Origin of the sequence: Pseudomonas sp. BMS12, assembly GCF_001592875.1 — a bacterium.
Lineage (GTDB): Bacteria > Pseudomonadota > Gammaproteobacteria > Pseudomonadales > Pseudomonadaceae > Aquipseudomonas.
Map to the genome: position 1 here is coordinate 160351 of NZ_LSOF01000015.1, position 26358 is coordinate 186708.

Sequence of the window (26358 nt, forward strand, 5' to 3'; positions counted from 1 at the left end):
CATTCTGCCTTTAGCGATATGCGGGCGAAGGCCTTCTTTCCAGCCTGACAGACATAGCTGCAGCCCAGCCGGAATACAAAGCCACGATCAACCACCTCGCCATCCACCTTGACACTACCAGCGCCCAGTAGATCACGAGCCGCAGCTGCATTCTTCACCAGGCCTGCCTTATTAAGGACGGCCGAAACAGGCATATCCTCGGAAGAGAGCAACTCCATCTCTGGCAAATCTTCCGGCAGCTCACCATCCTTCAAGCGATTACCAGCAGAGCGATGAGCGCTAGCCGCAGCCTCGTCACCATGGAAGCGTGCAACAATCTCCTCGGCCAGCTTGATCTTGATGTCGCGCGGATTGGCACCCGCCGCCACGTCCGCCTTGAACTGCTCGATCTCCGCCATGGAACGGAAGCTGAGCAGCTCGAAGTAACGCCACATCAAGGAGTCCGGCATCGAAACCAGCTTGTTGTACATCACCCCAGGCGCTTCCTGGATACCTATATAGTTGCCCAGCGACTTGGACATCTTCTTCACGCCATCCAGCCCTTCGAGAAGCGGCATGGTGACAATGCACTGGGATGCCTGCCCGTATGATCGCTGCAGTTCGCGCCCCATCAATAGATTGAACTTCTGATCGGTACCACCCAGCTCCACATCCGCACGCAGCGCCACCGAGTCATAGCCCTGAACCAGCGGATAAAGGAACTCGTGGATGGCGATAGGCTGGTTACCGGCATAGCGCTTCTGGAAGTCGTCGCGCTCCAGCATCCGCGCCACGGTGTACTGCGAGGACAGGCGAATGAAGTCAGCAGGCGTCAGCTGATCCATCCAAGTCGAGTTGAACGCCACCTCGGTCTTGGCCGGATCGAGGATCTTGAACACCTGGGTTTTATAGGTTTCGGCATTATCGAGAACCTGCTCACGAGTCAGCGGCGGCCGTGTCGCGCTCTTGCCACTGGGATCACCGATCATCCCCGTGAAGTCACCGATCAGGAAAATCACCTGATGCCCGAGATCCTGGAACTGGCGCAGCTTATTAATAAGCACGGTATGACCAAGGTGCAGATCCGGCGCAGTCGGATCGAAGCCCGCCTTGATACGCAGCGGCTCACCGCGCTTGAGCTTCTCAACCAGCTCGGACTCAACCAGAACCTCTTCGGCGCCACGCTTGATCAGCGCCAGCTGCTCTTCAACCGACTTCATGACAGGACTCATGCCACTCGAAAACAAAAGGGAACCAACCATACAAGATCACTGACCAATTACAAGCTCTGGCGCGCGCGCCGGCCGCCCGGCCGATATCCCGGCTCAAGGGTTGCCTATAGAGAAATTTGATTATATTTTAGACAGTTAATGCCCTCTTCCAAGAAACACCCTGAGCCATGACGCATTCCGTACCTAAAGCCACGTCCTATCCGCGGAGCCACTTGCTGGCGGCCAGCGGCATAGCGGCGCTGCTGAGCCTGGCCTTGCTGGTGTTCCCATCACGCGAAGTCGAGGCGAAGAAAACCTACCTGAACCTCGAGCTGGACAACGGCGCAGAGCAGATCCTGCAGGAGAAGGATGATCTCCGACCCGACCAAGCGAGTGGGGACCGAGGCACATCGCCTTTCGCCGATGCCAACCTCGCCGACAATAAGAACAGCGCCGGTTCAGACGCGGATAAGAAGAAAGAAGAAAGTCTACTTAGCCAACCCATCGATCCGTTGCAGAAGAGCGTTACCGTCGCCAACGGCGATACGCTGTCGACCGTATTCGCACAGGTCGGCTTGGATGCCAACGCCCTGCATGCAGCCTTGAACAGTAGCAAAGAAGCAAAGCGCTTCGGCCGCCTAAAGATTGGCCAGGTGCTGGACTTCAAACTGGACAGCACTGGCAGGCTGGAGCGCTTGAGCAGCAAGCTCGACGATCTGGAAACCATCAGCCTGAATCGCAGCGACGAAGGTTTTACCTTCAAACGCGAACTGGTCAAACCCGACCTGCGGACTGCCTACGCCCACGGCGTCATTGAAAGCTCCCTGTTTCTCGCGGCCAAGCGTGCGGGTCTATCGCACAGCCTGACCATGGATCTGGCCAACGTCTTCGGCTACGACATCGACTTCGCCCAGGACATCCGCGGCGGCGATGAGTTCGAGCTGATCTACGAGGAACAGGTCATCAACGGCAAGCGAGTCGGCAGCGGTAATATCCTCTCCGCCCGCTTCACCAACCGAGGCAAGACCTACACTGCCGTGCGCTACACCAACAAGCAGGGCGTCAGCAGCTATTACAACGCGGACGGCATGAGCATGCGCAAAGCCTTCATCCGCACTCCGGTGGACTTCGCACGCATCAGCTCGCGCTTCTCCATGGGCCGCAAGCACCCGATCCTGAACAAGATCCGCGCCCACAAAGGCGTGGACTATGCCGCGCCACGCGGTACGCCGATCAAGGCAGCCGGTGACGGCAAGGTGCTGCTGGCCGGGCGTCGCGGTGGTTACGGCAATGCAGTGATCATCCAGCACGGCAGCAGCTACAAGACCCTCTATGGCCACATGCAGGGCTTCGCCAAGGGCATTCGCACTGGCGTCAGCGTCAAGCAAGGGCAGATCATTGGCTACATCGGCACCACTGGCCTGTCCACCGGGCCACACCTGCACTACGAGTTCCAGGTCAATGGCCGCCATGTCGATCCGCTCAGCCAGAAGCTGCCCATGGCCGATCCCATCCCAAGCGGTGAAAAGCAGCGCTTCATGCAGCTGAGCAAGCCGCTGATGGCACGGATGGACCAGGAGAAGGCCACTCAACTGGCCATGCTCAAGCCCTGATATGCCGCGCTACCTGGGGGTGATGTCTGGTACCAGCCTAGATGGACTGGACATCGCTCTGATCGAGCAGGACAAACATCCCACACTGCTCGCCCACCATTACCTGCCCATGCCGGACGCGTTACGCGCCGAACTCCTCGCCCTGTGCAGCTCGGGGCCAGACGAGTTGGCGCGTGCTGCCATTGCCGAGCAGCATTGGGTCGAGCTGGCAGCCGCCGGCATCCATGAACTGCTGAGCCAGCAAGGGCTGGATACCGCCGACATCCGTGCCATTGGCAGCCACGGGCAAACCGTGCGCCATGAGCCGGCGCGCGGCTTTACCGTGCAGATCGGCAATCCCGCGCTTCTGGCCGAGCTGACCAACATCGATGTAGTCGCCGACTTTCGCCGCCGCGACGTCGCTGCAGGTGGTCAGGGCGCGCCCCTGGTGCCGGCCTTCCATGAAGCGCTGTTCGATAACCATGGCGCACCCAGCGCGGTGCTGAATGTCGGCGGTTTCAGCAATCTCAGCCTGATCGATTCCGGGCAACCGGTGCGCGGCTTCGACTGCGGCCCAGGCAATGTGTTGCTGGATGCCTGGATCGGAAAGCATCAAGGCGTGACCTTCGACCACAGCGGTGCCTGGGCGGCCAGTGGCAGGCTGAACGAAGGGCTGCTGAACAGATTACTGCGCGATCCATTCTTCGCCGGCCAGGGCCCGAAGAGCACCGGACGCGAGCTATTCAACCTGACCTGGCTGGAAGGCCACCTGGCAGCCCTTCCGGAGCTGGCTCCGGCCAATGTGCAGCGTACCCTGCTGGAGCTGACCGCGCGCAGCATCGTCGAATCGTTGCTGCAGGCCCAGCCAGCCACACGCGAGCTGCTTGTGTGCGGTGGCGGCGCGCACAACTCGACGCTAATGCAACGTCTGCAGCAATTGCTCCCCGACTGCCTGGTCAGCAGTACTGCAACGCGCGGCGTACCCCCGGACTGGGTCGAAGCCATGGCTTTCGCCTGGCTGGCCCATTGCTGCCTGGAGCGCATACCAGCCAATCGCCCCAGTGTCAGTGGTGCCAAGGGACCGCGCATACTGGGTGCCATCTACCCCGCCTGAAGACTTGCCAAGCTCTGCCTCAAGCATCTCTTTGAAAGGACACAAACGAAAAAGCCGCGCATCAGCGCGGCTTTTTCGTGGAAAGAGACTCATATCGAGAAGGACGAACCACAGCCACAGGTAGTAGTGGCATTGGGGTTGTTGATCACGAAGCGCGAACCTTCCAGCCCCTCCTGATAATCCACCTCGGCACCGGCCAGGTACTGGAAGCTCATCGGGTCGACTACCAGGCTGACGCCTTCGCGCTCGACGATCGTGTCGTCGTCGGCCACATCCTCATCGAAGGTGAAGCCGTACTGGAAACCCGAGCAGCCTCCGCCGGTGACGAACACTCGCAGCTTCAAGCGTGGATTGCCCTCTTCATCGACCAGATTCTTCACTTTGTTCGCCGCACCCTGGGTGAAAAGCAGAGGGGTTGGAGTGAAGGTTTCGACGCTCATCTTGCTGATCTCCCGGCGCCAGGCGCCATGTTACGTACTGCATGGGTGACGATTATCCGCTTACCCGAGCAAATTGGTCAATTATTGCGCGACAGCGTGCATCGACCTACCGCTTAGATAGGCCCGCCCACAGCCATTTCAAGCACCGTGGGCGCGCGACCGATCAGGGCAGCAACGCAGCGTGGGCCAAGCCCAGGCGCTCATCCAGACCGAACAGGATATTCATGTTCTGCACGGCCTGACCGGATGCGCCCTTGACCAGGTTGTCGATGGCCGATAGCACCACCACCAACTCACCACCCTGAGGGCGATGCACAGCGATGCGACAGACATTCGCGCCGCGCACGCTGCGGGTCTCCGGATGGCTGCCGGCCGGCATCACATCGACAAAAGGCTCGTTGGCATAACGCTGCTCGAACAGCGCCTGCAGGTCCACGCCACGATCGGCGACGGTGGCGTACAGGGTGGCGTGGATGCCGCGAATCATCGGCGCCAGGTGCGGCACGAAGGTCAGACCGACCGGACAGCCAGCGGCACGACGCAGGCCCTGGGTGATTTCCGGCAGGTGGCGATGGCCTTTCACCGAATAGGCCATCATGCTTTCGCTGGCCTCGCACAGCAGCGAGCCGACCTTGGCTCCGCGACCGGCACCGCTGACACCGGAAGCGCAGTTGGCGATCAGTTGACTCGGCTCGGCCAGCCCGGCCTCCAGCAACGGAATCAGGCCCAGCTGAGTGGCGGTCGGATAACACCCCGGCACCGCAATCAGGCGCGCGCCCTTGATCGCTTCACGATTGACTTCCGGCAGGCCGTAGACCGCCTCCGGCAGCAGCTCCGGCGCGCCATGCGGCTGGCCGTACCACTTGGCCCACTCCTCGGCATCCTGCAGGCGGAAGTCGGCAGACAGGTCGATGACCTTGGTGCCGGTCGCCAGTAATTCACCTGCCAGGGCATGGGCCACGCCGTGCGGGGTGGCGAAGAACACCACGTCACAGGCACCCAGGGTCGCCACATCCGGCACGCTGAAGGCCAGGTTGTCATAGTGGCCGCGCAGGTTGGGATACATGTCGGCGACCTTGACCCCGGCCTCGGAGCGCGAGGTGATCACCGCTACTTCGGCCTGCGGATGCTGAGCCAGCAGGCGCAGCAACTCCACCCCGGTGTAGCCCGTGCCGCCGACGATTCCGACCTTGACCATTGCCTGCCCCTCGCTGCGCAGTTGAGAAAGGCTGCGATGATAAGCCAAGCGGGCAGGTGACGCACGGCCACGGCTTTCTCTACTATCGGCAACAGACAGTTATAAGGAAGCTTCGATGCTCTATCTCTGGGTCAAGGCCCTGCACATCATCGCCCTGGTCTGCTGGTTCGCCGGTCTGTTCTATCTGCCGCGCCTGTTCGTCTATCACGCCATGGCCACGGACGAGCCCAGCCACGAGCGGTTCTGCGTGATGGAACGCAAGCTGTATCGCGGCATCATGAATCCCTCGATGATCGCCACCATCCTGCTCGGCGCCTGGTTGCTCTACCTCAATCCGGCCTGGCTGCAGATGGGCTGGCTACATGCCAAGTTGACGCTGGTTCTGCTGCTGGTGGCGTATCACCGTGTCTGTGGCGCCCAGCTCAAACGCTTCGCCCGCGGCGAGAACGCACGCGGCCATGTGTACTACCGCTGGTTCAACGAGGTGCCGGTATTGTTTCTGCTGGCGATCGTAATTCTGGTGGTGGTGAAACCCTTCTGAGAACAAGAGGAAATACCCATGTCCCTGCCCGCCCTGTTCGATCGACGCCTGCGCCTGCCTCTGGTGGCCGCCCCGATGTTCCTGGTGTCTACCCCGCCACTGGTGCTGGCCTGCTGCAACAGCGGCATAGTGGGCAGTTTCCCTGCGCTGAACCAGCGCGACAGCAGTGGTTTCAAGGCCTGGCTGGAAGAGATCGAGGCAGGCCTGGCAGCCGATGCCGCACCCTATGCGGTCAACCTGATCGTCCACGGCAGCAACCCGCGCCTGCAGGCCGACCTGGCCATCTGCGTGGAACACAAGGTACCGGTGGTGATCACCAGCCTTGGCGCAGTCAAGGAAGTGGTGGACGCGGTGCACAGCTACGGCGGCCTGGTGTTCCACGACGTCACCACTCGCCGTCACGCGGAGAAAGCGGCCGAGGCCGGCGTCGATGGCCTGATCGCCGTGGCCGCAGGTGCGGGCGGGCATGCCGGCACCTGGAGCCCCTTCGCCCTGATCGCCGAGATCCGCCAGTTCTTCGACAAGACCCTGCTGCTCTCGGGCTGTCTGAATCATGGCCACGAAGTGCTTGCCGCCCAGATGCTCGGTGCCGACCTGGCCTATATGGGCACACGCTTCATCGCCACCCGCGAGAGCAATGCCGACGCCGACTACAAGCAGATGATTCTCGACGCTCGCGCCGCCGACATCGTGCACACCCCGGCCGTCTCCGGCGTGCCGGCCAGCTTCATGCGCCAGAGCCTGGAGCGCGCCGGCTACGATCTTCAGCGCCTGCAAGACAAAGGTGATGTCAATTACGGCGAGAAGCTCAAACCCATCAATGACGAGGCCAAGGCCTGGAAAACCGTATGGTCCGCAGGTCAGGGCGTCGGCGGCATCGGTGACCTGCCGTCGGTAGCCGAGCTGGTGGCGCGCCTGGACGCCGAGTACCGCGCCGCCCAGGGCCACGCCACCCAGCTGGCCAGGAACTGGCCACGCTGAACAGATAATTGCCCAGCGGGTGCTTGTTCAGCCCCGGGCCAACCCCTAGTCTTCTGGCATTCCAACACTCGACAAGGACGCACGCATGACCGAAGCACGCTACAAGATCGTCTTCGACGGCCAGCTCATGCCGGACATGGCACTGGAAACCGTAAAGGAAAACCTCGCCCGCCTGTTCAAGAGTGAACAGAGCAAGATAGATGCACTGTTCAGCGGTTCGCCGGTCGCACTCAAACGCGATCTGGCCGAGGCGGAAGCGGACAAATACCTGGCGGCCCTGCAAAAGGCCGGAGCCTTGGTGCGCAAGGAAAGCGAAGGTATTCAGCTAAGCCTGATGGACACCGAGGATCACCGCCAGGATGAGCCGAGCAGCGAATCGGCGGTCACCATGGAGTGCCCGAAATGCGGCCACTCGCAACCCAAGTCCGCCGAGTGCTCGGCCTGCGGCGTCATCATCGAGAAATACCTGGCCCGTCAGGCACAGCAACCCACGCCGCAGGAAAGTCCCGCTGCGCCAGCAGCGAGCACAGCCCAGCCTTCGCCCTACAGTCCGCCGCAGGCAGAGGTTGGCGATGTGCTACCCGAGTTTGGCGACTTGCGAGTGTTTACCCTGGAGGGGCGTATTGGCCGCCTGCGCTATCTGGCCTGGTCAATGGCCCTGATGTTCGCCGCAGCACTGTTGTACGGGGTGGCCGCCATGGGCTTCGTCATTTCCGACACCGTGGCCATGATCCTGATGGGCATTGTCGGCATCGGTGCACTGGTCGCCAGTGTCTTCCTTGGCGTGCAGCGCCTGCATGACATCGGCTGGTCCGGCTGGCTCTACCTGTTGCAACTGGTGCCAATTGCTGGCTTCGTCATAGCGCTGCTCATGCTGGTGGTGCCGGGCACCAACGCGGCCAACCGCTACGGCCCGCCGCCACCGCCGAACAGCACAGGGGTCAAGGTACTCGCCGCACTCTGGCTGCTGGTTCCGGTACTGGGCATCCTGGCCGCCATCGCTATTCCGGCCTATCAGGACTACCTCGCGCGCGCAGGCATGTAACGGATGTCCACCTACGCGCTGGTCACGGGCGCCTCCAGCGGCCTCGGCCTGGCCCTGGCCGAAGCCCTGGCCCGGCGCGGGCACAACCTGATCCTGGTGGCACGCCAGCGCGACGCGCTAGAGAGCATTGCCTGCGAGTTGAGCCAGCGCTTCGGCGTCGAAGCGCTGTTTCGCGTCTGTGATCTGAGCGAACCGCTGCAGGTCGGTGGACTGATCCAGGAACTGGAAGACAGCGAGCGGCATATCGACCTGCTGGTGAACAACGCCGGCATCGGCAGCGCCGGGCTGTTCGTCGAACAGGACTGGCGCCGCGAGCAGGAGTTGATCGAGCTCAATATCCTGGCCCTGAGTCGACTGTGCCACGCCATCGGCGGACAGATGCAGCAGCGCGGCAATGGGCAGATTCTCAATATCGCCTCCCTCGCAGCCTTTCAGCCGGGGCCACTGATGGCCAACTACTTCGCCAGCAAGGCCTACGTGCTGCATTTCTCCGAGGCACTGCGCAGCGAGTTGGCCCCCTTCGGGGTCAAGGTCTCGGCGCTCTGCCCGGGGCCGGTGGCCACCGCCTTCTTCCGCCGTGCGCAGTTACGCAGCGAGGGGCTGGAACGACACCAGCAACTGGCCAGCCCGGAACAGATCGCCCTGATCGCCATGCGCGGCCTGGAGAAGAACCGCGCCATCATCATCCCTGGCTGGCGCCATCGCCTGGTACCGCAGTTGCTACGCGTGACGCCGCGAGCACTGGTGCGGCGCATCGCCATGCGCATGATGCGTACCCTGCTGCCACGCACGCCCACCGAGCAGTCCTGACTACCCGGCACTCACCGTGCGGGCCTTGGCCCAGGTGCGCAGGGCCGCCAGGTCTTCGGCCATCACCACCGACAGCGGAGCGGTGCTGTGGATATTGGCCAGCAACAGCGCCTGATCCACAGCCTGCTGACGCGCCTGTGCAGCGTACAGGGCGCTGACCACCACCTGCTCGATCTCCGCGCCGGAGAAACCGCTGCAGGCCGCGGCCAGGTCGGCCAGATCGAACTGCGCGGGGTCCAGGTCGCGGCGGCGCAAGTGAATGGCGAAAATATCCGCACGCACCTCGGCATCTGGCAGGTCGACGAAGAACAACTCGTCGAAGCGCCCCTTGCGCACCAGCTCCGGCGGCAGACGGTGAATGGCGTTGGCTGTGGCGACCATGAACACCGGCGCCTTACGCTCGGCCATCCAGGTCAGCAAGGTACCGAGGACCCGCTGGCTGACGCCATCGTCGTTGTCGCCGCTGGCCAGGCCTTTCTCGATCTCGTCCATCCACAGCACGCAAGGCGCCATCTGCTCGGCCAGCTTCAGCGCCTCGCGCAGGTTACGCTCGGTCTCGCCGAAGAACTTGTTGTACAGACTGGCGAAGTCCAGGCGCAGCAGTGGCAGGCCCCAGAGCCCCGCCACGGCCTTAGCCGCCAGGCTCTTGCCGCCACCCTGCACACCGACCAGCAGCATGCCGCGCGGCACATCGGCGCCCTTGCCGTTGAGGAAGATGTCTTGCCGCTCGGCCAGCCAGCGCTTGAGATTGCTCAGCCCTCCTACCTCGGCGAAACGAGCGGTGTCGTACTCGAAGCTGAGCACGCCCTCCAGGTCGAGCAACTGGAACTTGGCCTTGTTCAGCTCCGGCAGGTCTTCCTGGGTGATGGCACCGTCGTCGCAGATCACGTTGCGCGCCAGGGCCCGAGCCTCGGCATGACTCATGCCGCGCAAGTTCTTCACCACCTGCTGCAGCGTGCGGTTGTCGGTGCGTACGCGGGCGCCGCGATTGCGCTCGCTCCAGCGCGTGGCCTCCTCGCGCACGATGGCGAGCAGCTCCTCCTCCGTGGGCAGTGCCAGGCTGAAGCGCGCGGCATAGCGTTGCACCTCGGGCGGCAGCTTGAGGGCATGGGACACCAGCACCAGGGTCGGTTTGTGCGGTGCCTCGTTCATGGCGATTTCCTTGAGCAGGCGCACCAGCTTGGGTTCATCGGCCAGGAACGGATGCAGATCGCACAGCACATACAGGCTCGGCGTCGGGTCGGCCTTGATCAGGCGCAGCGCCTGTTCCGGTTCGCGGCTATCGAGTTCACCCACCGGTTCGCCACCGAAGGCCAGGCGCTGCAGGCCTTCGGTCACGGCCCAGGTGTAGACCCCAAGATTGCGCTTGATTGCCAGCGAGGTCAGGGTTTCCAGCACCCTGGGCTCATCCCAGGACTCGATCACCACCAGCTTGACCCGCGAGTCCAGCACCAGCCCCAGGTCATGAATATCGTTCTTCACGCGCACCCCTTGTGCAGTCGATCGGCCTAACTAGACTCGCAGAATACCCAAAGCGATCGGAGGAAAGCTCATGGACTGCCTGTTCTGCCGCATCGTCGCCGGCGAAATACCGGCCCGCAAACTCTACGAGGACGACCAGGTGCTGGCCTTTCACGACATAGGCCCGCAGGCACCGGTGCACTTTCTGGTCATCCCCAAGCGGCATATCTCCACGCTCACAGAGCTCAACGAGGATGATCGCCCACTGGCCGGCCACATCCTCTACACCGCCCAGCGCCTGGCGAGCGAGCTGGGCTGCAGTGAAGGTTTTCGCGTGGTGATGAACTGCAACGACCTGGGCGGACAGACCGTGCACCACATCCACATGCACGTGCTCGGTCAACGGCAGATGCACTGGCCACCGGGCTGAGAATCTGTTCACGATCTCGCGAGCTAGAGAAAACAAGGCAAAAGTGACTGAGGAAGCGCAGCTTACGAGTGGTAAATGAGCATTCCGAAGGCACTTTTAACGCAGTTTTTCCGACGCGCAGCAGATCGTGGACAGGTTCTGAGGGCATTGCGGCCTCTTGTCGCCGGTCAATTTTCTGGCCGAACCTTCAGGTAAACTGCCGACATGCTTTGCATGGAGAAGGCCATGAGCCACGAACGCCAGTTTTCCCCCCTCGACCGTCTGCTGATGCAGGCCGATGCCGCCATGCGCACCCTGCTGCCCTTCAGCGGCGCCCCTGCGCGACCGTCACCAGCCATCGTGCAGAACGAAGCCGAGCTGAGCGACGACGAGGCCCGCCATGTCGCCGGACTGATGCGCATCAATCATACCGGCGAGGTCTGCGCCCAGGCCCTGTACCAGGGACAGGCGCTGACGGCCAAGCTGCCGCAGGTGCGCAAGGCCATGGAACATGCCGCCGACGAAGAAATCGATCACCTGGCCTGGTGCGAGCAGCGCATCCGCGAGCTGGGTAGCAGCCCGAGCGTGCTCAACCCACTGTTCTACGGGCTGTCCTTCGGCGTCGGCGCCATGGCCGGGCTGATCAGCGACAAGGTCAGCCTGGGCTTCGTAGCCGCCACCGAAGACCAGGTGGTCAAACACCTCGACGAGCATCTGGAGCAGATCCCCCAGGACGACGCCAAGACCCGAGCAATTCTCGAGCAGATGCGTGAGGACGAGCAGCAGCACTCCACCAGCGCCCTGGAGGCTGGAGGCCTGCGCTTCCCGGCGCCGGTCAAGCTGGGCATGAGCCTGCTGTCCAAGGTGATGACCAAGAGCACCTATCGAATCTGAAACAAAGAAAAGGCGCCCTGAGGCGCCTTTTTCATATCTGCCGAACTTAACCGAGCTCGACGATTTCGTAATCGTGGGTAATCTCGACACCGGCGCGGCCAAGCATGATCGAAGCCGAGCAATACTTCTCCGCCGACAGCTCCACTGCGCGCTTGACCTGCGCGTCCTTGAGGCCGCGACCCTTGACCACGAAATGCAGGTGGATCTTGGTGAACACCTTGGGGTCTTCATCGGCGCGTTCGGCTTCGAGGAAGGCTTCGCAGCTTTCCACCGGCTGACGCGACTTCTTGAGGATGCTGACCACATCGAAATTGCTGCAGCCACCGAGGCCCAGCAGCACCATCTCCATCGGCCGCACACCCAGGTTACGCCCACCGGCCTCGGGCGGGCCATCCATGACCACGACATGGCCGCTGCCGGATTCGCCGAGGAACATGGCCTCACCGGCCCACTGAATGCGTGCTTTCATCGCCTGACTCCACTGCCCGAAAAAATGCGCGCTAGCTTAGCACAGCGCTCCAGATCAGCCCTGAGCAGTCGTTTCGTGGGCAATGGGCCATGCTCAGTGTTAGCTGTGTCGCATTTTGGCATTGCCCACCCCTGATCGTCTGTTAAGCTGGCGGCGGATTACTGGCACACTTGTTCGGATAACTAATAAGAAATTCGCCTGCTGGACAAAGGCTTACTCACTTTTTCGGGACTCGGGCATGGTCGCTATTACCCTTACACCTAAGATAAAAAATCTCGACAAGCTGCTCGCGCACTGTCACCGCCGTCGTTATACGGCCAAGAGCACCATCATCTATGCAGGGGATCGTTGCGAGACCCTGTTCTTCATCATCAAGGGCTCCGTCACCATCCTGATCGAGGATGACGATGGTCGCGAGATGATCATCGCCTATCTCAATCCCGGTGATTTCTTCGGCGAGATGGGCCTGTTCGAAAAGGAAGGCACCGAGAAGGAACGCAGCGCCTGGGTACGGGCCAAGACCGAGTGCGAAGTGGCAGAGCTGAGCTACGCCAAGTTTCGCGAACTGACCCAACAGGACCCGGAAATCCTCTACGCCCTGGGCAGCCAGATGGCCGACCGCCTGCGCAACACCACGCGCAAGGTTGGCGACCTGGCTTTCCTCGACGTCACCGGCCGTGTCGCCCGCACCCTGCTTGACCTGTGCAAGCAACCGGACGCCATGACCCACCCGGACGGCATGCAGATCAAGATCACCCGCCAGGAAATCGGCCGTATCGTCGGCTGCTCCCGCGAAATGGTCGGCCGCGTACTCAAGTCCCTGGAGGAACAGGGCCTGGTGCATGTAAAAGGCAAGACCATGGTGGTATTCGGCACTCGCTGATCCACCTGCACCATGAAAAAGCCCGCCGATTGGCGGGCTTTTTATTAAGCGCTGGAGTCAGTCCGGATCGGCGCCCAGCACCACGCGGCTACCGCCCTGGAAGAACAGGCGCTTCAACTCCGTGCCCGGATCCTCGGCGCGCATGAACACCTCACCGACCAGGAAGGCGTAAACCTCGCTGATCTCCATCAGCTCGACGTCAGCACGGCTGAGGATGCCGCTCTCGGTGACCACCAGGCGATCGCGCGGGATGCGTGGCAGCAGGTCGAGGGTGGTTTCCAGGCTGACCTCGAAGGTGTGCAGGTTGCGGTTGTTGATCCCCACCAGCGGAGTATCGAGGTGTTTGAGGGCACGCTCCAGCTCATCGGCGTCATGCACCTCGACCAGTACATCGAGCCCCTGCTCCTTGGCCACGCTGGCCAGCTCGGCCATGCGTCCGTCCTCCAGCGCGGAAACGATCAGCAGCACGCAATCGGCGCCCAGCGCACGGGCCTCCACGATCTGATAGGGATCGACCATGAAGTCCTTGCGGATCACCGGCAGCGAGCAGGCCGCACGCGCCTGCTGCAGGTACTCGTCGGCACCCTGGAAGAAGTCGATGTCGGTCAGCACCGACAGGCAGGCCGCACCGCCGTCCTCGTAGCTCTTGGCAATTTCGGCCGGCACGAAGTGCTCGCGCAGCACGCCCTTGCTCGGCGAGGCCTTCTTGATCTCGGCAATCACCGCCGCCTGCTTGTGAGCCGCACGCTCCTGCAGGGCACGGGCAAAACCGCGCGGCGCATCGGCAACGCGCGCCTGAGCTTCAAGTTCGGCCAGGCTGACCCGCGCACTGCGCTCGGTCACTTCCTCGAACTTGCGGGCGATGATCTTCTCCAGCACGGTTGGAATGCTCACCCTTCGTTCTCCACGCGAAATACAGCGGTAAAGGAAACCAGCTCGTCCAGCTTCTCCCAGGCCAGACCGGTGTGCAGGGCATCCTGGGCCAGCTGCACGCCTTCCTTGAGGCTAGTCGCCAGATCGGCGGCGTACAGCGCCGCGCCGGCATTGAGCACGATCATGTCGGCGGCCTTCTGGCCATTCTCGGTCTTGCGCTTGCCGAGGGCATCGCGGATCAGCGCCAGCGACTCCTGGGCGCCCTCGACAGTCAGGCCGATCAGGCTCTGGCTACGGATGCCGAAGTCCTCCGGCTGGATGCGGTACTCGCTGACCACGCCATCCTTCAGTTCGGCAACATGGGTCGGAGCGGCCAGGCTGACCTCATCCAGGCCATCGGTGGCGTGCACCACCAGCACGTGCTGGCTACCGAGACGCTGCAGCACCTCGGCCATCGGCCGGCACAGCGCCTGGCTGAACACGCCGATAACCTGGTGCTTGACCCCGGCCGGATTGGTCATCGGGCCGAGCATGTTGAACAGGGTACGCAGGCCCAGCTCGCGGCGCGGGCCGATGGCATGCTTCATGGCCCCATGATGGGCCGGGGCGAACATGAAACCGACGCCAACAGACTCGACGCAGCGCGCCACCTGCTCCGGCTTCAGATTGAGATAGACCCCGGCCGCCTCCAGCAGGTCGGCGCTGCCGCTTTTGCCGGATACCGCGCGGTTGCCGTGCTTGGCCACCCGACCGCCAGCCGCGGCGACCACGAAGGCGGCAGCGGTGGAGACGTTGAACACGTTCATACCGTCGCCGCCGGTGCCGCAGGTGTCGACGATGCGCTCGGCGTCGATCTGCACCGGCGAGGCCAGTTCACGCATGACGGTGGCGGCCCCGACTATCTCGTCGATGGTCTCGCTCTTCATGCGCATGCCCATGAGGAAGGCGCCGATCTGCGCGTCGGTGCACTGTCCGGTCATGATCAGACGCATCACGTCCTGCATCTCGGCGGTGCTCAAGTCCAGTTGGTTGACCACCCGATTGAGGGCTTCCTTGATGTCCATCAGCGCACTCCACCTTGCTGTTTGAGGAAGTTGGCCAGCAGTTCGTGACCCTGTTCGGTGAGGATGGATTCCGGGTGGAACTGCACGCCCTCGATGTTCAGGGTCTTGTGACGCAGGCCCATGATCTCGTCCACGGAGCCGTCCGCGTGCTGGGTCCACGCAGTCATCTCCAGGCAGTCCGGCAGGGTCTCGCGCTTGACCACCAGGGAATGGTAGCGGGTCACGGTGAGCGGCATGTTGAGGCCGGCGAACACGCCCTTGTCCTCATGGAACACCGGGCTGGTCTTGCCGTGCATCACCTGGCGCGCGCGCACCACGTCACCGCCGAAGGCCTGGCCGATGCTCTGGTGGCCCAGGCACACGCCGAGGATCGGCAGCTTGCCGGCGAAATGCAGGATGGTCTCGATGGACACACCCGCCTCGGTCGGCGTGCAAGGGCCCGGCGAGACCACGATGCGCTCGGGCTTGAGCGCCTCGATCTCGGCGACCGTGAGTTCATCGTTACGGATCACATGGACATCGGCACCCAGCTCGCCCAGGTACTGCACCACGTTGTAGGTAAAGGAGTCATAGTTGTCGATCATCAGCAGCATGGTGGGCTCCCTTACTCTACGGACTGTTCGGCGAGGCTGACCGCGCGGAACATGGCACGGCGCTTATTCAGGGTTTCTTCCCACTCCAGCGCAGGCTGCGAGTCGGCGACGATGCCGGCGCCGGCCTGCACGTGCAGCTCGCCGTCCTTGATCACCGCGGTACGAATCGCAATGGCGGTGTCCATGTTGCCGTTCCACGCCAGGTAACCCACGGCGCCACCGTAGACACCGCGCTTGACCGGCTCCAGCTGGTCGATGATTTCCATCGCCCGGACCTTGGGCGCGCCGGACAGGGTGCCGGCCGGCAGGATGGCGCGCAGGGCGTCCATCGCGCTCAGGCCTTCCTTCAGGTGGCCGGTGACGTTGGAAACGATGTGCATGACGTTGGAATAGCGCTCGATCACCATCTGCTCGGTGACCTTCACCGTGCCGGTGCAGGAGACACGACCGGCGTCATTACGGCCGAGGTCGATCAGCATCAGGTGCTCGGCGATCTCCTTGGCATCGGACAACAGGTCCTTCTCCAATTCGAGATCGGCTTCTTCGGTAGCGCCGCGCGGGCGGGTACCGGCGATCGGACGCACGGTGACCAGGTTGTCCTCGACCCGCACCAGCACCTCGGGCGAGCTGCCGACTACGTGGAAATCACCGAAGTTGAAGAAGTACATGTAGGGCGTCGGGTTGATGCAGCGCAGCGCACGGTACAGGTCGATGGGAGCGGCCTTGAACGGAATCGACATGCGCTGGGAAATCACCACCTGCATGCAGTCGCCGGCCAGGATGTACTCCTTGATGGCGTCGACCGCCGCCTCGTAGTCGTCACGCTTGAAGCTGGAGACGAAGTCCGGCTCCGGGCCGGCGGCCCTGGCCAGGTCCACGCCCAGACGCGGAGTGATCGGCTGGCGCAGCTTGCCCAGCAGCTCGCGCAGCTGCGCCTGGCCCTGCTCGAAGGCGTCGGCCTGGGCTGGATCGACCAGGGCGATGGCGTGCATCTTGCCGGCCAGGTTGTCGAACACGACGACCGCATCCGAGACCATCAGCAGGATATCCGGCGTGCCCAGCGGATCGGGATTGGGGCATTGCGCCAGCTTCTTCTCCACGTAACGCACGCTGTCGTAGCCGAAGTAGCCCACCAGACCGCCGTTGAAGCGTGGCAGGCCGGGAATGGTGGGAACGTTATAGCGCGCCTTGAACTGCTCGACGAAGGTCAGCGGGTCGTCACAGTCCAGGCTTTCGGTTTCGACGCCGTCGACGCTGACGCTGACGTGATGGCCATGCACACGCAGCACGGTGCGCGCCGGCAGGCCGATGATCGAGTAACGGCCCCACTTCTCGCCGCCCTGCACGGACTCCAGCAGGTAGGAGTTGGGGGTATCGGCCAGCTTGAGGTAGATCGACAGCGGGGTGTCGAAGTCAGCCAGGGTTTCGAAGGCAAGCGGAATGCGGTTGTAGCCGTCGGCGGCCAAACGCAGGAATTCTTCGCGGGTCATGCACACAGCCTCGTGAGGAGGGTAAACGGGAGTTGGGCAAACGCGCCGGAACGACCGGCCAGGAGGAAATCAGGCGCGCCAGCGCCAGCGGGCCAGGGCCTTGACCAGTTTCATCCAGTGTTTGTGGGCAACTACCACGATGCTGTCTCGTGCGAGGGGGAATCAGGGGAGTCCGGGGACATTACCCCAGCGCCCTCGCCCGCGCAACCAGGCAGCAGCTGGCGCAGGTCGTCGAGCACCCGCGCCGGCCCTTCCTCGGCAATCGGCCGGCCGTGGTTGTAGCCATAGCTGAGTGCCACGCAGGGCACTTCGGCGGCGCGCGCGGCGAGCACATCGCTGCGCGAGTCGCCGACGAACAGGGCGTGCCCCGGCTCGACGCCGGCCAGGCGCAGCACATGCAGCAACGCCGCCGGGTCCGGCTTCTGCTGCGGCAGGGTGTCGCCACCGATGATCCAGCGGAAGAAGCTGCCCAGGCGCATTTCGTCCAGCAGAGGCGCGACGAAACGCTCCGGCTTGTTGGTGATCAGCGCCAGTTCGACGCCCTGCTGCTTGAGCCACTCCAGGCAGTCGCCGACGCCAGGGTAGACGCGGCTCAGGTTGTGGCTGCCGGCGTAGGCCTCGTTGAACAGTTCCAGCGCCTGCTGGGTTTCGGCCTCGTCGATGGACGCATGCTCGATATGATCGGCCAGGGCCCGGCGCACCAGGACCCGGGCGCCATTGCCGACCCAGTCGCGGACCTTCTCGACACCGGCCGGCGCACGCCCGAGCTGCACCAGCATGCGGTCCACGGCGGCGGCCAGATCAGGCACCGAGTCCACCAGGGTGCCATCCAGATCGAACATCACCAGGCGCGGCAAGGCGCCGTCGAACAGCTCGCGCAGCATGCTCAGCCGCGCACCTGGGCCAGCTCGGCGCGCATGGCGTCGATCACGGCCTTGTAGTCGGGCTGGTTGAAGATGGCCGAGCCGGCGACGAAGGTGTCGGCGCCTGCCGCGGCGATCTCGCGAATGTTCTGCACATTGACCCCACCATCGATCTCCAGGCGAATCTCGCGGCCGCTGGCATCGATCAGCGCGCGCGCTTCACGCAGCTTGTCGAGGGTGCCGGGGATGAACTTCTGCCCGCCGAAGCCGGGGTTGACGCTCATCAGCAGGATCATGTCGACCTTGTCCATCACGTACTTGAGCACGTCCAGCGGGGTGGCCGGGTTGAACACCAGGCCGGCCTTGGCACCGCCTGCCTTGATCAGCTGCAGGGAACGGTCGATGTGCTCGGAGGCTTCCGGGTGGAAGGTGATGTAGCTGGCGCCGGCCTCGATGAAGTCGCCGATGATGCGATCGACCGGCTTGACCATCAGGTGCGCGTCGATCGGCGCGGTAATGCCGTACTTGCGCAGCGCCGAGCAGACCATCGGGCCGATGGTCAGGTTGGGCACATAGTGGTTGTCCATCACGTCGAAGTGGACGATGTCGGCGCCGGCGGCGAGGACGTTGTCGACTTCCTCGCCCAAACGGGCGAAATCGGCGGAGAGAATCGACGGGGCGATGGCGAAGGGTTGCATGGTGGCCTCAGGCTTCAATCACAGTGCCGCGATTGTAGCCTGAGTCGGCCCGCGGGGCCGCTGTCATGCGTCAGTAGACCGCATCGACCATGGTCGAACGCTACTCAGGAATTGAGGTGCGCATTTTCTCACTGCGCCCGCGCAGCCACTCCAGGGTCAGCAGCAGAACGATGGAGAAGCCGATCAGCAGGGTCGCGGCGGCGGCGATGGTCGGAGACAGGTTCTCGCGGATGCCGCTGAACATCTGCCGCGGCAGGGTGGCCTGCTCGGGGCCGGCGAGGAACAGGGTGACCACCACTTCATCGAAGGAGGTAGCGAAGGCGAACAACGCACCGGAGATCACGCCGGGGGCGATCAGCGGCAAGGTCACCTTGCGGAACGCCAGCAGTGGCGAAGCACCCAGGCTGGCGGCGGCGCGCACCAGGTTGTAATTGAAGCCCTGCAACGTGGCCGACACCGTGATGATGACGAAGGGCACGCCGAGCACCGCGTGTACCAGGATCAACCCGGTGTAGCTGTTGCCCAGGCCCAGCGGAGCGAAGAACAGGTAGCTGGCCACGCCGACGATGACCACCGGCGCCACCATCGGCGAAATCAGCAGGCTCATCACCAGCGCCTTGCCGCGGAACTCGCCACGGGTCAGGCCGATGGCAGCCAGGGTGCCGAAGACCATCGCCAGCAGGGTCGCCGCCGGGGCGACGATCAGGCTGTTCTTCAAAGCGCGCATCCATTCGGCCGAGCTGAAGAAGGTCTCGTACCAGCGCAGCGAGAAGCCCTGCAGCGGATAGACCAGGAAGCTGCCGGAGTTGAACGACAGCGGGATGATCACCAGCACCGGCAGGATCAGGAACAGCAGCACCAGCGCGCACAGGCTGCGGTGGGTCCAGAACCAGGCGCATTCGATCGGGGACTTGTAGGGACTCAGCATCTCGATGTTCTCCTGATCAACCCAGACGCAGGCGGCTGGCGCCGACCAGCCAGCTGTACACCACGTAGAGCAGCATGGTGGCGAACAGCAGCAGGCCGCCGAGGGCCGTGGCCATGCCCCAGTTGATGGTGGTGTTGGTGTAGAAGGCGACGAAGTAGCTGATCATCTGGTCGCTCGGGCTGCCCAGCAGTGCCGGGGTGATGTAGTAGCCAATGGACAGGATGAACACCAGCAGGCAACCGGCGCCGACGCCGGCCAGGGTCTGCGGGAAATACACCCGCCAGAAGCTGGCGAAGGGGTGGCAGCCCAGGGAAATCGCCGCACGCATGTAGCTGGGCGAGATGCCCTTCATCACGCTGTAGATCGGCAGGATCATGAACGGCAGCATGATGTGGACCATGCTCACGTAGACCCCGGCGCGGTTGAATACCAGCTGCAGTGGCTCATCGATGATGCCCATGGCCATCAGCGCACCGTTGATCAGGCCACCGGACTGCAACAGCACGATCCAGGCGGCTACACGCACCAGGATCGAGGTCCAGAACGGCAGCAGCACCAGGATCATCAGCAGGTTGCTGGTACGGGTCGGCAAGGTGGCCAGCAGGTAGGCCAGCGGATAGGCCAGCAACAGGCAGATGACGGTAATCACCACACCCATCCAGAAGGTGCGCGCGAAGATGTCCAGGTAGATGGCCTGGTCCGGGGTGGCGGCCGTCAACTCGCCCAGGTCGTCGATGCGATGGTCGAGGGCGGCCAGCAGGTAATAGGGGGTGAAGGCAGAGCTGTTGCGCCGGATCACCTGCCAGTAGGCCGGGTCGCCCCAGCGCTCGTCGAGGCTTTCCAGAGCATCTTTGTACGACTCCGGCTGCTGCTTGAACGGCAGGGCACGACCGGTCTTGGCCATCAGGCTGCGATAGCCGGCCAGCTCCATGTTCATGCGCTTGGACAGGTCGCCGATGGTCTGCTGCTTGCGCGCTTCGGCCAGGTCGTCGGCCAGTGCGCGATAGACCGGCTCCTGCGGCAGACCACGGCCATCCCAGCTCGCGATGGCGTCGACGGTGCGCGGCAGGCTGCCCACCACTTCGGGGTTTTCCACGCTCTTGTACAGCAGGATGCCGATCGGCAGCAGGAACACCGCAAACAGGAATATCAGCAGCGGCAGGATCAGCCCCTGGGCCTTGAGCCGGTTGAGGCGCTCGGCACGGGCCAGCTTCTGCTTCAGGGTCAGCCCGGAGGCGTCGATCAGGGTAGCGGTAGTGGCCATCGCAGGCTCCAGAAACACCGGGATAAAGCACCCTCGCCCAACCGCGGGCGAGGGTTCGAGAGGAGCGGGGGGACGCTCCTCCTACCAAACCCCTTCATGCGAAGGGGGCACTGCACGGGATACTTACTTCGCGGCCCAGGCGTTGAAGCGTTGCTCCAGCTGCTCGCCGTAGTCGGCCCAGAAGGTCACGTTCATCGGCACCTGGTTGGCGATGTTTTCCGGGGTGGTCGGCATGTCCTTGAGCAGCGCCGGGTCGAGCAACTCGACCGCCTTCTTGTTGGCCGGGCCGTAGGCGATGTTCGAGGAGTAGACCTTCTGCTGCTCGGGCTGCACGCTGAAGGCGGCGAAGGCCTTGGCGGCGTCGGCATCCTTGGCACCTTTCGGGATGGCCCAGGAGTCGAAGTCGTAGATGCCGCCGTTCCACACCACCTGCAGGTTGCTTTCCTTCTGCACGGCAGCGATGCGGCCGTTGTAGGCGGAGCTCATGACCACGTCACCCGAGGCGAGGAACTGCGGCGGCTGCGCACCAGCTTCCCACCACTGGATGCTCGGCTTGATCTCGTCGAGTTTCTTGAAGGCGCGATCCTGACCTTCCTTGGTGGCCAGCACGGTATAGACATCCGCCGGTTTCACACCATCGGCCATCAGGGCGAATTCCAGGGTGTACTTGGCGCCCTTGCGCAGACCACGCTTGCCTGGGAATTTCTTCACATCCCAGAAGTCGGCCCAGCCGGTCGGCGCCGAAGCCAGCTTGTCGGCGTTGTAGGCCAGCACGGTGGACCAGACGAAGAAGCCGACGCCGCAAGGCTGGATGGCACCTTCGACGAAATCGTCGGCGCTGCCGAACAGGGCCGGATCGAGCTCCTCGAACAGGCCTTCGTCGCAGCCGCGGGCCAGTTCCGGCGATTCCACTTCCACCAGGTGCCAGGACACGCTGTTGGTGTCGACCATGGCCTTCACCTTGGCCATCTCGCCGTTGTATTCGCCGGCGACGATCTTGCCTTTGCCGGCCGCTTCCCACGGCGCATAGAAGGCCTTTTCCTGGGCGTTCTTGTTGGCGCCGCCGAAGGAGATCACGGTCAGGTCGGCGGCCATGGCCTGGGTTGCGCCGGCCAGGCCAAAGGCCAGGGCGGCGATACGAAAGGTACTGCGAACAGCTGTGCTCATTGTTTTTCTCCAGAGTGCAGGGTTGGTACTACAAAGCCGGCGTCATTCCGCGAGCTGCGGATCGAGCGCCCTGACGTGCTCCACATGCCAGCCGAGCGGTACCACATCACCCACACCCAGGGCGGGGTCGAGCTCGGCGATCGGCTGTTTGACGAAGAAGCTGGGGTTACCGCAGACCTCCATGCGGATGCGCACGTGGTCGCCCAGGTAGATGAATTCGGCCACGCGACCACTGAAACGGTTGGCGCAGCTCTCGCTGGCGGCGTTGATACGCACTCGCTCGGGACGGATCGACAGGCTCACCGGTTCGCCCTGCGCGCCGACCTTCACGGCCAGCGCCTGCACCTGCTCGCCGCGCGCCAGGCGCACCGTGCAATGCTCACCGTCACGGCCAACCAGCTCGCCGGCCAGGCGGTTGTTCTCGCCGATGAACTGGGCGACGAAGGTGTTGTGCGGGGCCTCATAGAGCTCGCGCGGCGGGGCGATCTGCTGGATCTCGCCCTGGTGGAACACCGCCACGCGGTCGGACATGGTCAGCGCCTCGCCCTGGTCGTGGGTCACGTAGACCACGGTCACGCCCAGGCGCTGGTGGATGTGCTTGATCTCCATCTGCATGTGCTCGCGCAGTTGCTTGTCCAACGCGCCGAGCGGTTCGTCCATCAGCACCAGTTGCGGCTCGAACACCAGCGCGCGGGCCAGTGCCACGCGCTGTTGCTGGCCACCGGAAAGTTGCGCCGGGTAGCGGTTGCGGAAGCTGTCGAGCTGGACCATGCCGAGGGAGCGTTTGACCCGCTCGGTAACGTCGGTCTTGCTCATGCCACGCACGGTCAGCGGGAAGGCCAGGTTCTCGGCCACCGTCATGTGCGGGAACAGGGCGTAGTTCTGGAACACCATGCCGATGTCGCGTTTGTGCGGCGGCACGTTGTTGATCGAGCGCCCGGCGAGGAGGATCTCCCCGGCAGTGGGCGTCTCGAAGCCGGCCAGCATCATCAGGCTGGTGGTCTTGCCGGAACCGGACGGCCCGAGCAGGGTGAGGAACTCGCCCTTGCGGATGTCCAGGTTGAGGTCTTTGACGATCAGGCTTTCGCCGTCGTAGCTCTTCTGCACGCCCTTGAAACTGACGAGCACATCGCTGGAAGCATTCTCGGCCATTGCCGCGCCCTTGTTCTGGTTGCCGTGCTGTAAGACTAGGAAGTCGCACAGGCAGCGCAAATCGGGCGCTATGAGAGATTGCTATAAGGCGGCAGGACGACAGCTTGTAGGGATCGCCCTACAGACACAGCAGAGTTACCAGAATCCGTCTTGGATCTTTTGAGCTATAGCCAGGCAAGGCGGAGTTAGGCGAGGACGCGGAGTTTACGAGGTGTAAATGAGCAGTCCGAGCCTAACTCCAACGCAGCATGGCTGACGATCAAGAGATACAAGACGGGTTCTCAGAGCAGCTTGTGCTCCACTGCGTATTTCACCAGATCGGCCACCGAGTGCAGACCCAGCTTCTGCATCAGGCGCGCCTTGTGCGTGCTGATGGTCTTGCTGCTGACCGACAGGTGCAGGGCGATCTCGTTGACGCCCTCGCCGCGCACCAGGCGCTCGAACACCGAGAACTCGCGCTCGGACAGCAGCGCATGGGGCGGCCTCGAATCGGTCAGCCCCACCTCGAAGACCATGCGGTCGGCCAGTTCCGGATCGATGTAGCGACCGCCACCGGCGACCTTGCGAATGGCGGTGAGCAGCAGCGCCGGGTCGCTATCCTTGGTGGCGTAACCGGCGGCGCCGATCTTCAGCGCGCGGGCGGCCATCTGCGCCTCGTCATGCATGGACAGCACCAGCACCGCCGGCGGGTTAGCCAGCGCACGAATCCGCGGGATCGCCTCCAGGCCGTTGACGCCAGGCATGGAGATATCCAGCAGCACCACCTCGCAGGGCGTCTGGCGCAGGGTTTCCAGCAACTGCTCGCCGTTGCTCGCTTCGCCGACCACCTGCAGGTCCTTGGCCAGACCGATCAGTTGCTTGATGCCCTCACGGACAATGGTGTGGTCTTCGGCGACCAATACTCGAATCACGCTAGAACCTCTTCGTCCAATGTCACCCGCACGCTGAGTGTGGTGCCCTCGCCCGCCTGACTGTCAATGTTCAGGCTGCCGCCAAGCATCAGCACACGCTCGCGCATGCCGACCAGGCCGAAGGATTGTGCGCGCTGGGCGACCGGGTCGAAACCCCGACCATCGTCACTGACACGCAGGCACAATTCGTCCCCTTCCAGCTCCAGCAACACCTCCACCGTATGCGCCTGGGCATGGCGCAGCACATTGGTCAGCGCCTCCTGCAGCACACGGAACAGGCCGACGGCCTTGGCATCGGACAGCTTCGGCAGCTGTTCCGGCACCTGCACCAGGCAGGCGATACCGCTGCGCGCCTCGAAGCGCCGCACCTGCCACTCGATGGCCGAGGCGATGCCGGCATCGAGAATCGGCGGGCGCAGCGCGGTGGCCACGTCGCGCACCAGCTGGAACAGGTTGGCGATCAGCTTCTTCATGCTGTCCAGGCGCGCCTGCAGGCCCGGGTCGAGGCCGGCAAAGGCCAGCTCGCACATCGAGGTCTCCAGCTTGAGCACGGTGAGCACCTGGCCCAGCTCGTCATGCACTTCACGGGCGATGCGCGCCTTCTCTTCCTCGCGCACGCTCTCCAGGTGCGCCGACAGTTCGCGCAACTGGGCCCGCGACTCGGCCAGCTCCAGTTCGATGGCCTTGTTGTCGCTGATGTCCCAGACCACGCCGTCCCACACCACATGGTCGTCACCCAGCTGGCGTGCGCTCGACTTGATGTCGGCCCAGCGCACCCGGCCCTCGCGGGTGAGGATGCGGCCCTGCCAGTGCCAGTCGCTGGCGTTGGCGAGCGCGGCGTCCTGAGTGCGGTGGTAGGACGCACGGTCGTCCGGGTGGACCAGGCTGCGGATGCCGAAGTCGATATGCATGATGGTGGCTGGCGGATAGCCGACCAGCTGCTCGCAGCCCTCGCTGATGAAGGCGAAGTCCGGCGGCGCGTCGAGGTGCGCCCGCTCCAGGCGGAACACCAGCCCCGGCACGTTGCCGGCGATACCTTTCAGGCGCGCCTCGCTCTCCTCCAGCGCAGCGCGGGCGCGGCGCCGTTCGGTAGCGTCGCTGAGGTAGACCACCAGGTACTCGGTCTCGCGAAAGCGCAGAAAACCCAGGGTCACGTCGGCGGGCATGTCGCTGCCATCCGCGCGTTGACAGAGGCTCTCGAAACTCAGGGCTGCGCCCTCCTGCTGGCGTACGCGCCGCCACAGGTTGAGCCAGCGATCCATGCCCAGCGTGCGTTCGAAGTCCTGCACGGGCCGGTCGACCATGGCCGCCTCGCTGTAACCGAGCATGCCGGCCACCGCCTGGTTGGCGTAACGCACGCGCCCGTCCCAGCTGACCCAGAGGATGCCCACCGTGCTGTGATCCAGGGAGAACTGCGCCAGGCGCAGCGCTTCCTCGGCCACCTCACGTTGGGCCAGAGTCTGGCGGGTTTCCAGCAAGCGCTTTTCCAGACCACCGCGCTGACGACGCAGCACTACCAAGAGCGCCATGCACACCAGCAGCAGCAAACCGAGCAGCACGCTCAGGCTGCGCCAGAAACGCGGCGAGTCGGCGAGCCCCGGTGTGCGAGCGGTCAACCAGCGGCGTTGCAGACGCTCCAGCTCTGCGGCCGGCAACTCATGCAGGGCCTGCTGAACGATGCTGCCGAGCTGCGGCCAATCGCGCCGGGTGGCGAAGCGCAGCAATAGCGGCAGGCCGACGTCGGCCAGCACACGCAGGCTGGCGAATTCGCTCTCCTGCGCCAGACGGCTGAGCTGTGCCTGGTCGACCGCGGCAAAGCGCGCCTTCTGCGCCAGCACCGCACGCAGCGCCTCGCGGTCGGACGGCGCGGCCTGTAGCTGCAGATTGAAGTAGTTGCTGCGCAGGTAGTCCGCCGCCGCGCTGGGCACGCGCACGGCAATCGCATCCTGCTCGCCGAGCTGCTCCAGATCGATGCCCACTTCGCCGCCACGCTCGCCGACCAGCAGGTGCGGAATGCGCAGATAAGGATCGGAGAATTGCCAGAGGCGCAGCCCGGCAGGGCTCTGCTGCAGGCCAGGCGCCAGATCGATGCGCCCGGCGCGCAGCGCCTCCTCCAGCGCTAGCTGGCTGTCGAAGCTGCGCCAGCTCAGCTCGACCCCCAGGCTCGCCGCCAGCTTTTCGGTCAGTTCGACGCTAAGCCCGCTCAGCTGCTGCTGACGCCGCCGGTACTCGGCATACGGCGCCTGCAGCACCACGCCCACGCGCAGCCGCGGGTGCTCGGCCAGCCAGGCCTGCTCGGCCGGCGCCAAGCGCAAGGGCGCCGCCTGG

The 26358-nt window shown here is 63.8% G+C and carries 25 protein-coding genes and 1 pseudogene; 9 read left to right on the top strand and 17 right to left on the bottom strand.

All coding sequences use genetic code 11. The annotated features are described in order from the left end of the window. Window positions 1-1199 (bottom strand): tyrosine--tRNA ligase (gene tyrS / locus AYB31_RS15600; protein ID WP_068829650.1); only part of this gene is annotated, 1199 nt, incomplete at its 3' end. A gap of 179 nt (window positions 1200-1378) precedes the next feature. Between tyrS and AYB31_RS15605 the strand changes: the two genes are divergently transcribed. Together AYB31_RS15605 and AYB31_RS15610 are read left to right on the top strand one after the other, a co-directional pair. Further along, window positions 1379-2803, top strand: a complete 1425-nt coding sequence (locus tag AYB31_RS15605; RefSeq protein WP_068829617.1) for a peptidoglycan DD-metalloendopeptidase family protein — start codon at window positions 1379-1381, stop codon at window positions 2801-2803. 1 nt (window position 2804) lies between these two features. Next, window positions 2805-3896 carry an anhydro-N-acetylmuramic acid kinase gene (locus tag AYB31_RS15610; protein WP_068829618.1) on the top strand — a complete coding sequence of 364 codons (1092 nt, stop codon included), beginning with the start codon at window positions 2805-2807 and terminating at the stop codon, window positions 3894-3896. 89 nt (window positions 3897-3985) lie between these two features. Here the strand turns inward: AYB31_RS15610 and erpA are convergent, their stop codons facing one another. Next, the gene (erpA, locus tag AYB31_RS15615) at window positions 3986-4336 is read right to left on the bottom strand and encodes an iron-sulfur cluster insertion protein ErpA (RefSeq protein WP_068829619.1); all 351 of its coding nucleotides are present in this window, start codon (window positions 4334-4336) and stop codon (window positions 3986-3988) included. Between the two features lie 163 nt (window positions 4337-4499). Further along, window positions 4500-5534, bottom strand: a complete 1035-nt coding sequence (gene argC, locus AYB31_RS15620) for an N-acetyl-gamma-glutamyl-phosphate reductase (protein ID WP_068829620.1) — start codon at window positions 5532-5534, stop codon at window positions 4500-4502. 115 nt (window positions 5535-5649) lie between these two features. On the opposite strand from argC, the gene hemJ reads away from it, so the two are divergent. The 4 genes from hemJ (at window position 5650) to AYB31_RS15640 (ending at window position 8911) form a co-directional block, all read left to right on the top strand. After that, on the top strand, window positions 5650-6075 hold the full coding sequence (gene hemJ, locus AYB31_RS15625) for a protoporphyrinogen oxidase HemJ (protein WP_068829621.1): 426 nt from the start codon (window positions 5650-5652) through the stop codon (window positions 6073-6075). An 18-nt stretch (window positions 6076-6093) separates the two neighbouring features. Then, complete coding sequence (locus tag AYB31_RS15630; RefSeq protein WP_068829622.1) at window positions 6094-7056, top strand: NAD(P)H-dependent flavin oxidoreductase; 963 nt, start codon at window positions 6094-6096, stop codon at window positions 7054-7056. An 85-nt stretch (window positions 7057-7141) separates the two neighbouring features. Beyond that, window positions 7142-8101 carry a DUF805 domain-containing protein gene (locus AYB31_RS15635; protein ID WP_068829623.1) on the top strand — a complete coding sequence of 320 codons (960 nt, stop codon included), beginning with the start codon at window positions 7142-7144 and terminating at the stop codon, window positions 8099-8101. 3 nt (window positions 8102-8104) lie between these two features. Further along, window positions 8105-8911, top strand: a complete 807-nt coding sequence (locus tag AYB31_RS15640; protein WP_068829624.1) for an SDR family NAD(P)-dependent oxidoreductase — start codon at window positions 8105-8107, stop codon at window positions 8909-8911. On the opposite strand, the gene AYB31_RS15645 is transcribed toward AYB31_RS15640, so the two are convergent. Next, on the bottom strand, window positions 8912-10393 hold the full coding sequence (locus AYB31_RS15645) for an AAA family ATPase (RefSeq protein WP_068829651.1): 1482 nt from the start codon (window positions 10391-10393) through the stop codon (window positions 8912-8914). It abuts the gene before it with no gap. Between the two features lie 70 nt (window positions 10394-10463). Here AYB31_RS15645 and AYB31_RS15650 point away from each other — a divergent pair, with 70 nt between their 5' ends. Beyond that, window positions 10464-10802: a histidine triad nucleotide-binding protein gene (locus AYB31_RS15650; protein WP_068829625.1), complete on the top strand. Its 339-nt coding sequence runs from the start codon at window positions 10464-10466 to the stop codon at window positions 10800-10802. 225 nt (window positions 10803-11027) lie between these two features. Beyond that, window positions 11028-11675 (top strand): 2-polyprenyl-3-methyl-6-methoxy-1,4-benzoquinone monooxygenase, encoded by a 648-nt coding sequence (gene coq7, locus AYB31_RS15655; RefSeq protein ID WP_068829626.1) that lies wholly within the window; start codon window positions 11028-11030, stop codon window positions 11673-11675. 46 nt (window positions 11676-11721) lie between these two features. Here the strand turns inward: coq7 and AYB31_RS15660 are convergent, their stop codons facing one another. After that, window positions 11722-12144: an OsmC family protein gene (locus tag AYB31_RS15660; protein ID WP_068829627.1), complete on the bottom strand. Its 423-nt coding sequence runs from the start codon at window positions 12142-12144 to the stop codon at window positions 11722-11724. A gap of 238 nt (window positions 12145-12382) precedes the next feature. On the opposite strand from AYB31_RS15660, the gene crp reads away from it, so the two are divergent. Beyond that, on the top strand, window positions 12383-13027 hold the full coding sequence (gene crp / locus AYB31_RS15665) for a cAMP-activated global transcriptional regulator CRP (protein ID WP_068829628.1): 645 nt from the start codon (window positions 12383-12385) through the stop codon (window positions 13025-13027). A gap of 57 nt (window positions 13028-13084) precedes the next feature. Here the strand turns inward: crp and trpC are convergent, their stop codons facing one another. The 12 genes and pseudogenes from trpC to AYB31_RS15725 form a co-directional block, all read right to left on the bottom strand. Next, complete coding sequence (gene trpC, locus AYB31_RS15670; RefSeq protein ID WP_068829629.1) at window positions 13085-13921, bottom strand: indole-3-glycerol phosphate synthase TrpC; 837 nt, start codon at window positions 13919-13921, stop codon at window positions 13085-13087. Continuing rightward, window positions 13918-14964 (bottom strand): anthranilate phosphoribosyltransferase, encoded by a 1047-nt coding sequence (trpD, locus tag AYB31_RS15675; protein WP_068829630.1) that lies wholly within the window; start codon window positions 14962-14964, stop codon window positions 13918-13920. Before trpD ends, trpC begins: the two co-directional genes overlap by 4 nt. Then, entirely contained in the window at window positions 14964-15557 is a 594-nt protein-coding gene (locus tag AYB31_RS15680) for an aminodeoxychorismate/anthranilate synthase component II (RefSeq protein ID WP_068829631.1), read from the bottom strand. Before AYB31_RS15680 ends, trpD begins: the two co-directional genes overlap by 1 nt. Window positions 15558-15568: 11 nt before the next feature. Further along, on the bottom strand, window positions 15569-17047 hold the full coding sequence (gene trpE / locus AYB31_RS15685; RefSeq protein ID WP_068829632.1) for an anthranilate synthase component I: 1479 nt from the start codon (window positions 17045-17047) through the stop codon (window positions 15569-15571). A gap of 69 nt (window positions 17048-17116) precedes the next feature. Then, window positions 17117-17937 (bottom strand): annotated as a pseudogene (locus tag AYB31_RS15690) (phosphoglycolate phosphatase). Beyond that, window positions 17934-18608 carry a ribulose-phosphate 3-epimerase gene (gene rpe / locus AYB31_RS15695; protein ID WP_061242602.1) on the bottom strand — a complete coding sequence of 225 codons (675 nt, stop codon included), beginning with the start codon at window positions 18606-18608 and terminating at the stop codon, window positions 17934-17936. The pseudogene AYB31_RS15690 and the gene rpe overlap by 4 nt, the downstream one beginning before the upstream one ends. 100 nt (window positions 18609-18708) lie before the next feature. Beyond that, window positions 18709-19536 carry an ABC transporter permease gene (locus AYB31_RS15700; protein WP_068829633.1) on the bottom strand — a complete coding sequence of 276 codons (828 nt, stop codon included), beginning with the start codon at window positions 19534-19536 and terminating at the stop codon, window positions 18709-18711. Window positions 19537-19552: 16 nt separating this feature from the next. Next, window positions 19553-20800, bottom strand: a complete 1248-nt coding sequence (locus tag AYB31_RS15705) for an ABC transporter permease (RefSeq protein WP_068829634.1) — start codon at window positions 20798-20800, stop codon at window positions 19553-19555. Window positions 20801-20923: 123 nt separating this feature from the next. Further along, on the bottom strand, window positions 20924-21967 hold the full coding sequence (locus tag AYB31_RS15710; RefSeq protein WP_068829635.1) for an ABC transporter substrate-binding protein: 1044 nt from the start codon (window positions 21965-21967) through the stop codon (window positions 20924-20926). 42 nt (window positions 21968-22009) lie between these two features. Further along, window positions 22010-23119 (bottom strand): ABC transporter ATP-binding protein, encoded by a 1110-nt coding sequence (locus AYB31_RS15715; RefSeq protein WP_068829636.1) that lies wholly within the window; start codon window positions 23117-23119, stop codon window positions 22010-22012. Window positions 23120-23400: 281 nt separating this feature from the next. Then, window positions 23401-24030 (bottom strand): response regulator, encoded by a 630-nt coding sequence (locus AYB31_RS15720; RefSeq protein ID WP_068829637.1) that lies wholly within the window; start codon window positions 24028-24030, stop codon window positions 23401-23403. Further along, complete coding sequence (locus AYB31_RS15725) at window positions 24027-26345, bottom strand: PAS domain S-box protein (RefSeq protein WP_068829638.1); 2319 nt, start codon at window positions 26343-26345, stop codon at window positions 24027-24029. The genes AYB31_RS15720 and AYB31_RS15725 overlap by 4 nt, the downstream gene beginning before the upstream one ends. Between the last annotated feature and the right edge of the window lie 13 nt (window positions 26346-26358).

What these genes read in the sequence shown, in the direction of transcription:
- argC (WP_068829620.1), bottom strand. Translation starts at nt 5,534, where the DNA reads ATGGTCAAGGTCGGAATCGTCGGCGGCACGGGCTACACCGGGGTGGAG.
- crp (WP_068829628.1), top strand. Translation starts at nt 12,383, where the DNA reads ATGGTCGCTATTACCCTTACACCTAAGATAAAAAATCTCGACAAGCTG.
- AYB31_RS15605 (WP_068829617.1), top strand. Translation starts at nt 1,379, where the DNA reads ATGACGCATTCCGTACCTAAAGCCACGTCCTATCCGCGGAGCCACTTG.
- AYB31_RS15680 (WP_068829631.1), bottom strand. Translation starts at nt 15,557, where the DNA reads ATGCTGCTGATGATCGACAACTATGACTCCTTTACCTACAACGTGGTG.
- AYB31_RS15635 (WP_068829623.1), top strand. Translation starts at nt 7,142, where the DNA reads ATGACCGAAGCACGCTACAAGATCGTCTTCGACGGCCAGCTCATGCCG.
- AYB31_RS15710 (WP_068829635.1), bottom strand. Translation starts at nt 21,967, where the DNA reads ATGAGCACAGCTGTTCGCAGTACCTTTCGTATCGCCGCCCTGGCCTTT.
- AYB31_RS15715 (WP_068829636.1), bottom strand. Translation starts at nt 23,119, where the DNA reads ATGGCCGAGAATGCTTCCAGCGATGTGCTCGTCAGTTTCAAGGGCGTG.
- AYB31_RS15640 (WP_068829624.1), top strand. Translation starts at nt 8,105, where the DNA reads ATGTCCACCTACGCGCTGGTCACGGGCGCCTCCAGCGGCCTCGGCCTG.
- AYB31_RS15700 (WP_068829633.1), bottom strand. Translation starts at nt 19,536, where the DNA reads ATGCTGAGTCCCTACAAGTCCCCGATCGAATGCGCCTGGTTCTGGACC.
- AYB31_RS15630 (WP_068829622.1), top strand. Translation starts at nt 6,094, where the DNA reads ATGTCCCTGCCCGCCCTGTTCGATCGACGCCTGCGCCTGCCTCTGGTG.
- rpe (WP_061242602.1), bottom strand. Translation starts at nt 18,608, where the DNA reads ATGCAACCCTTCGCCATCGCCCCGTCGATTCTCTCCGCCGATTTCGCC.
- AYB31_RS15660 (WP_068829627.1), bottom strand. Translation starts at nt 12,144, where the DNA reads ATGAAAGCACGCATTCAGTGGGCCGGTGAGGCCATGTTCCTCGGCGAA.
- AYB31_RS15650 (WP_068829625.1), top strand. Translation starts at nt 10,464, where the DNA reads ATGGACTGCCTGTTCTGCCGCATCGTCGCCGGCGAAATACCGGCCCGC.
- trpE (WP_068829632.1), bottom strand. Translation starts at nt 17,047, where the DNA reads ATGACCCGCGAAGAATTCCTGCGTTTGGCCGCCGACGGCTACAACCGC.
- erpA (WP_068829619.1), bottom strand. Translation starts at nt 4,336, where the DNA reads ATGAGCGTCGAAACCTTCACTCCAACCCCTCTGCTTTTCACCCAGGGT.
- trpD (WP_068829630.1), bottom strand. Translation starts at nt 14,964, where the DNA reads ATGGACATCAAGGAAGCCCTCAATCGGGTGGTCAACCAACTGGACTTG.
- AYB31_RS15705 (WP_068829634.1), bottom strand. Translation starts at nt 20,800, where the DNA reads ATGGCCACTACCGCTACCCTGATCGACGCCTCCGGGCTGACCCTGAAG.
- coq7 (WP_068829626.1), top strand. Translation starts at nt 11,028, where the DNA reads ATGAGCCACGAACGCCAGTTTTCCCCCCTCGACCGTCTGCTGATGCAG.
- AYB31_RS15610 (WP_068829618.1), top strand. Translation starts at nt 2,805, where the DNA reads ATGCCGCGCTACCTGGGGGTGATGTCTGGTACCAGCCTAGATGGACTG.
- hemJ (WP_068829621.1), top strand. Translation starts at nt 5,650, where the DNA reads ATGCTCTATCTCTGGGTCAAGGCCCTGCACATCATCGCCCTGGTCTGC.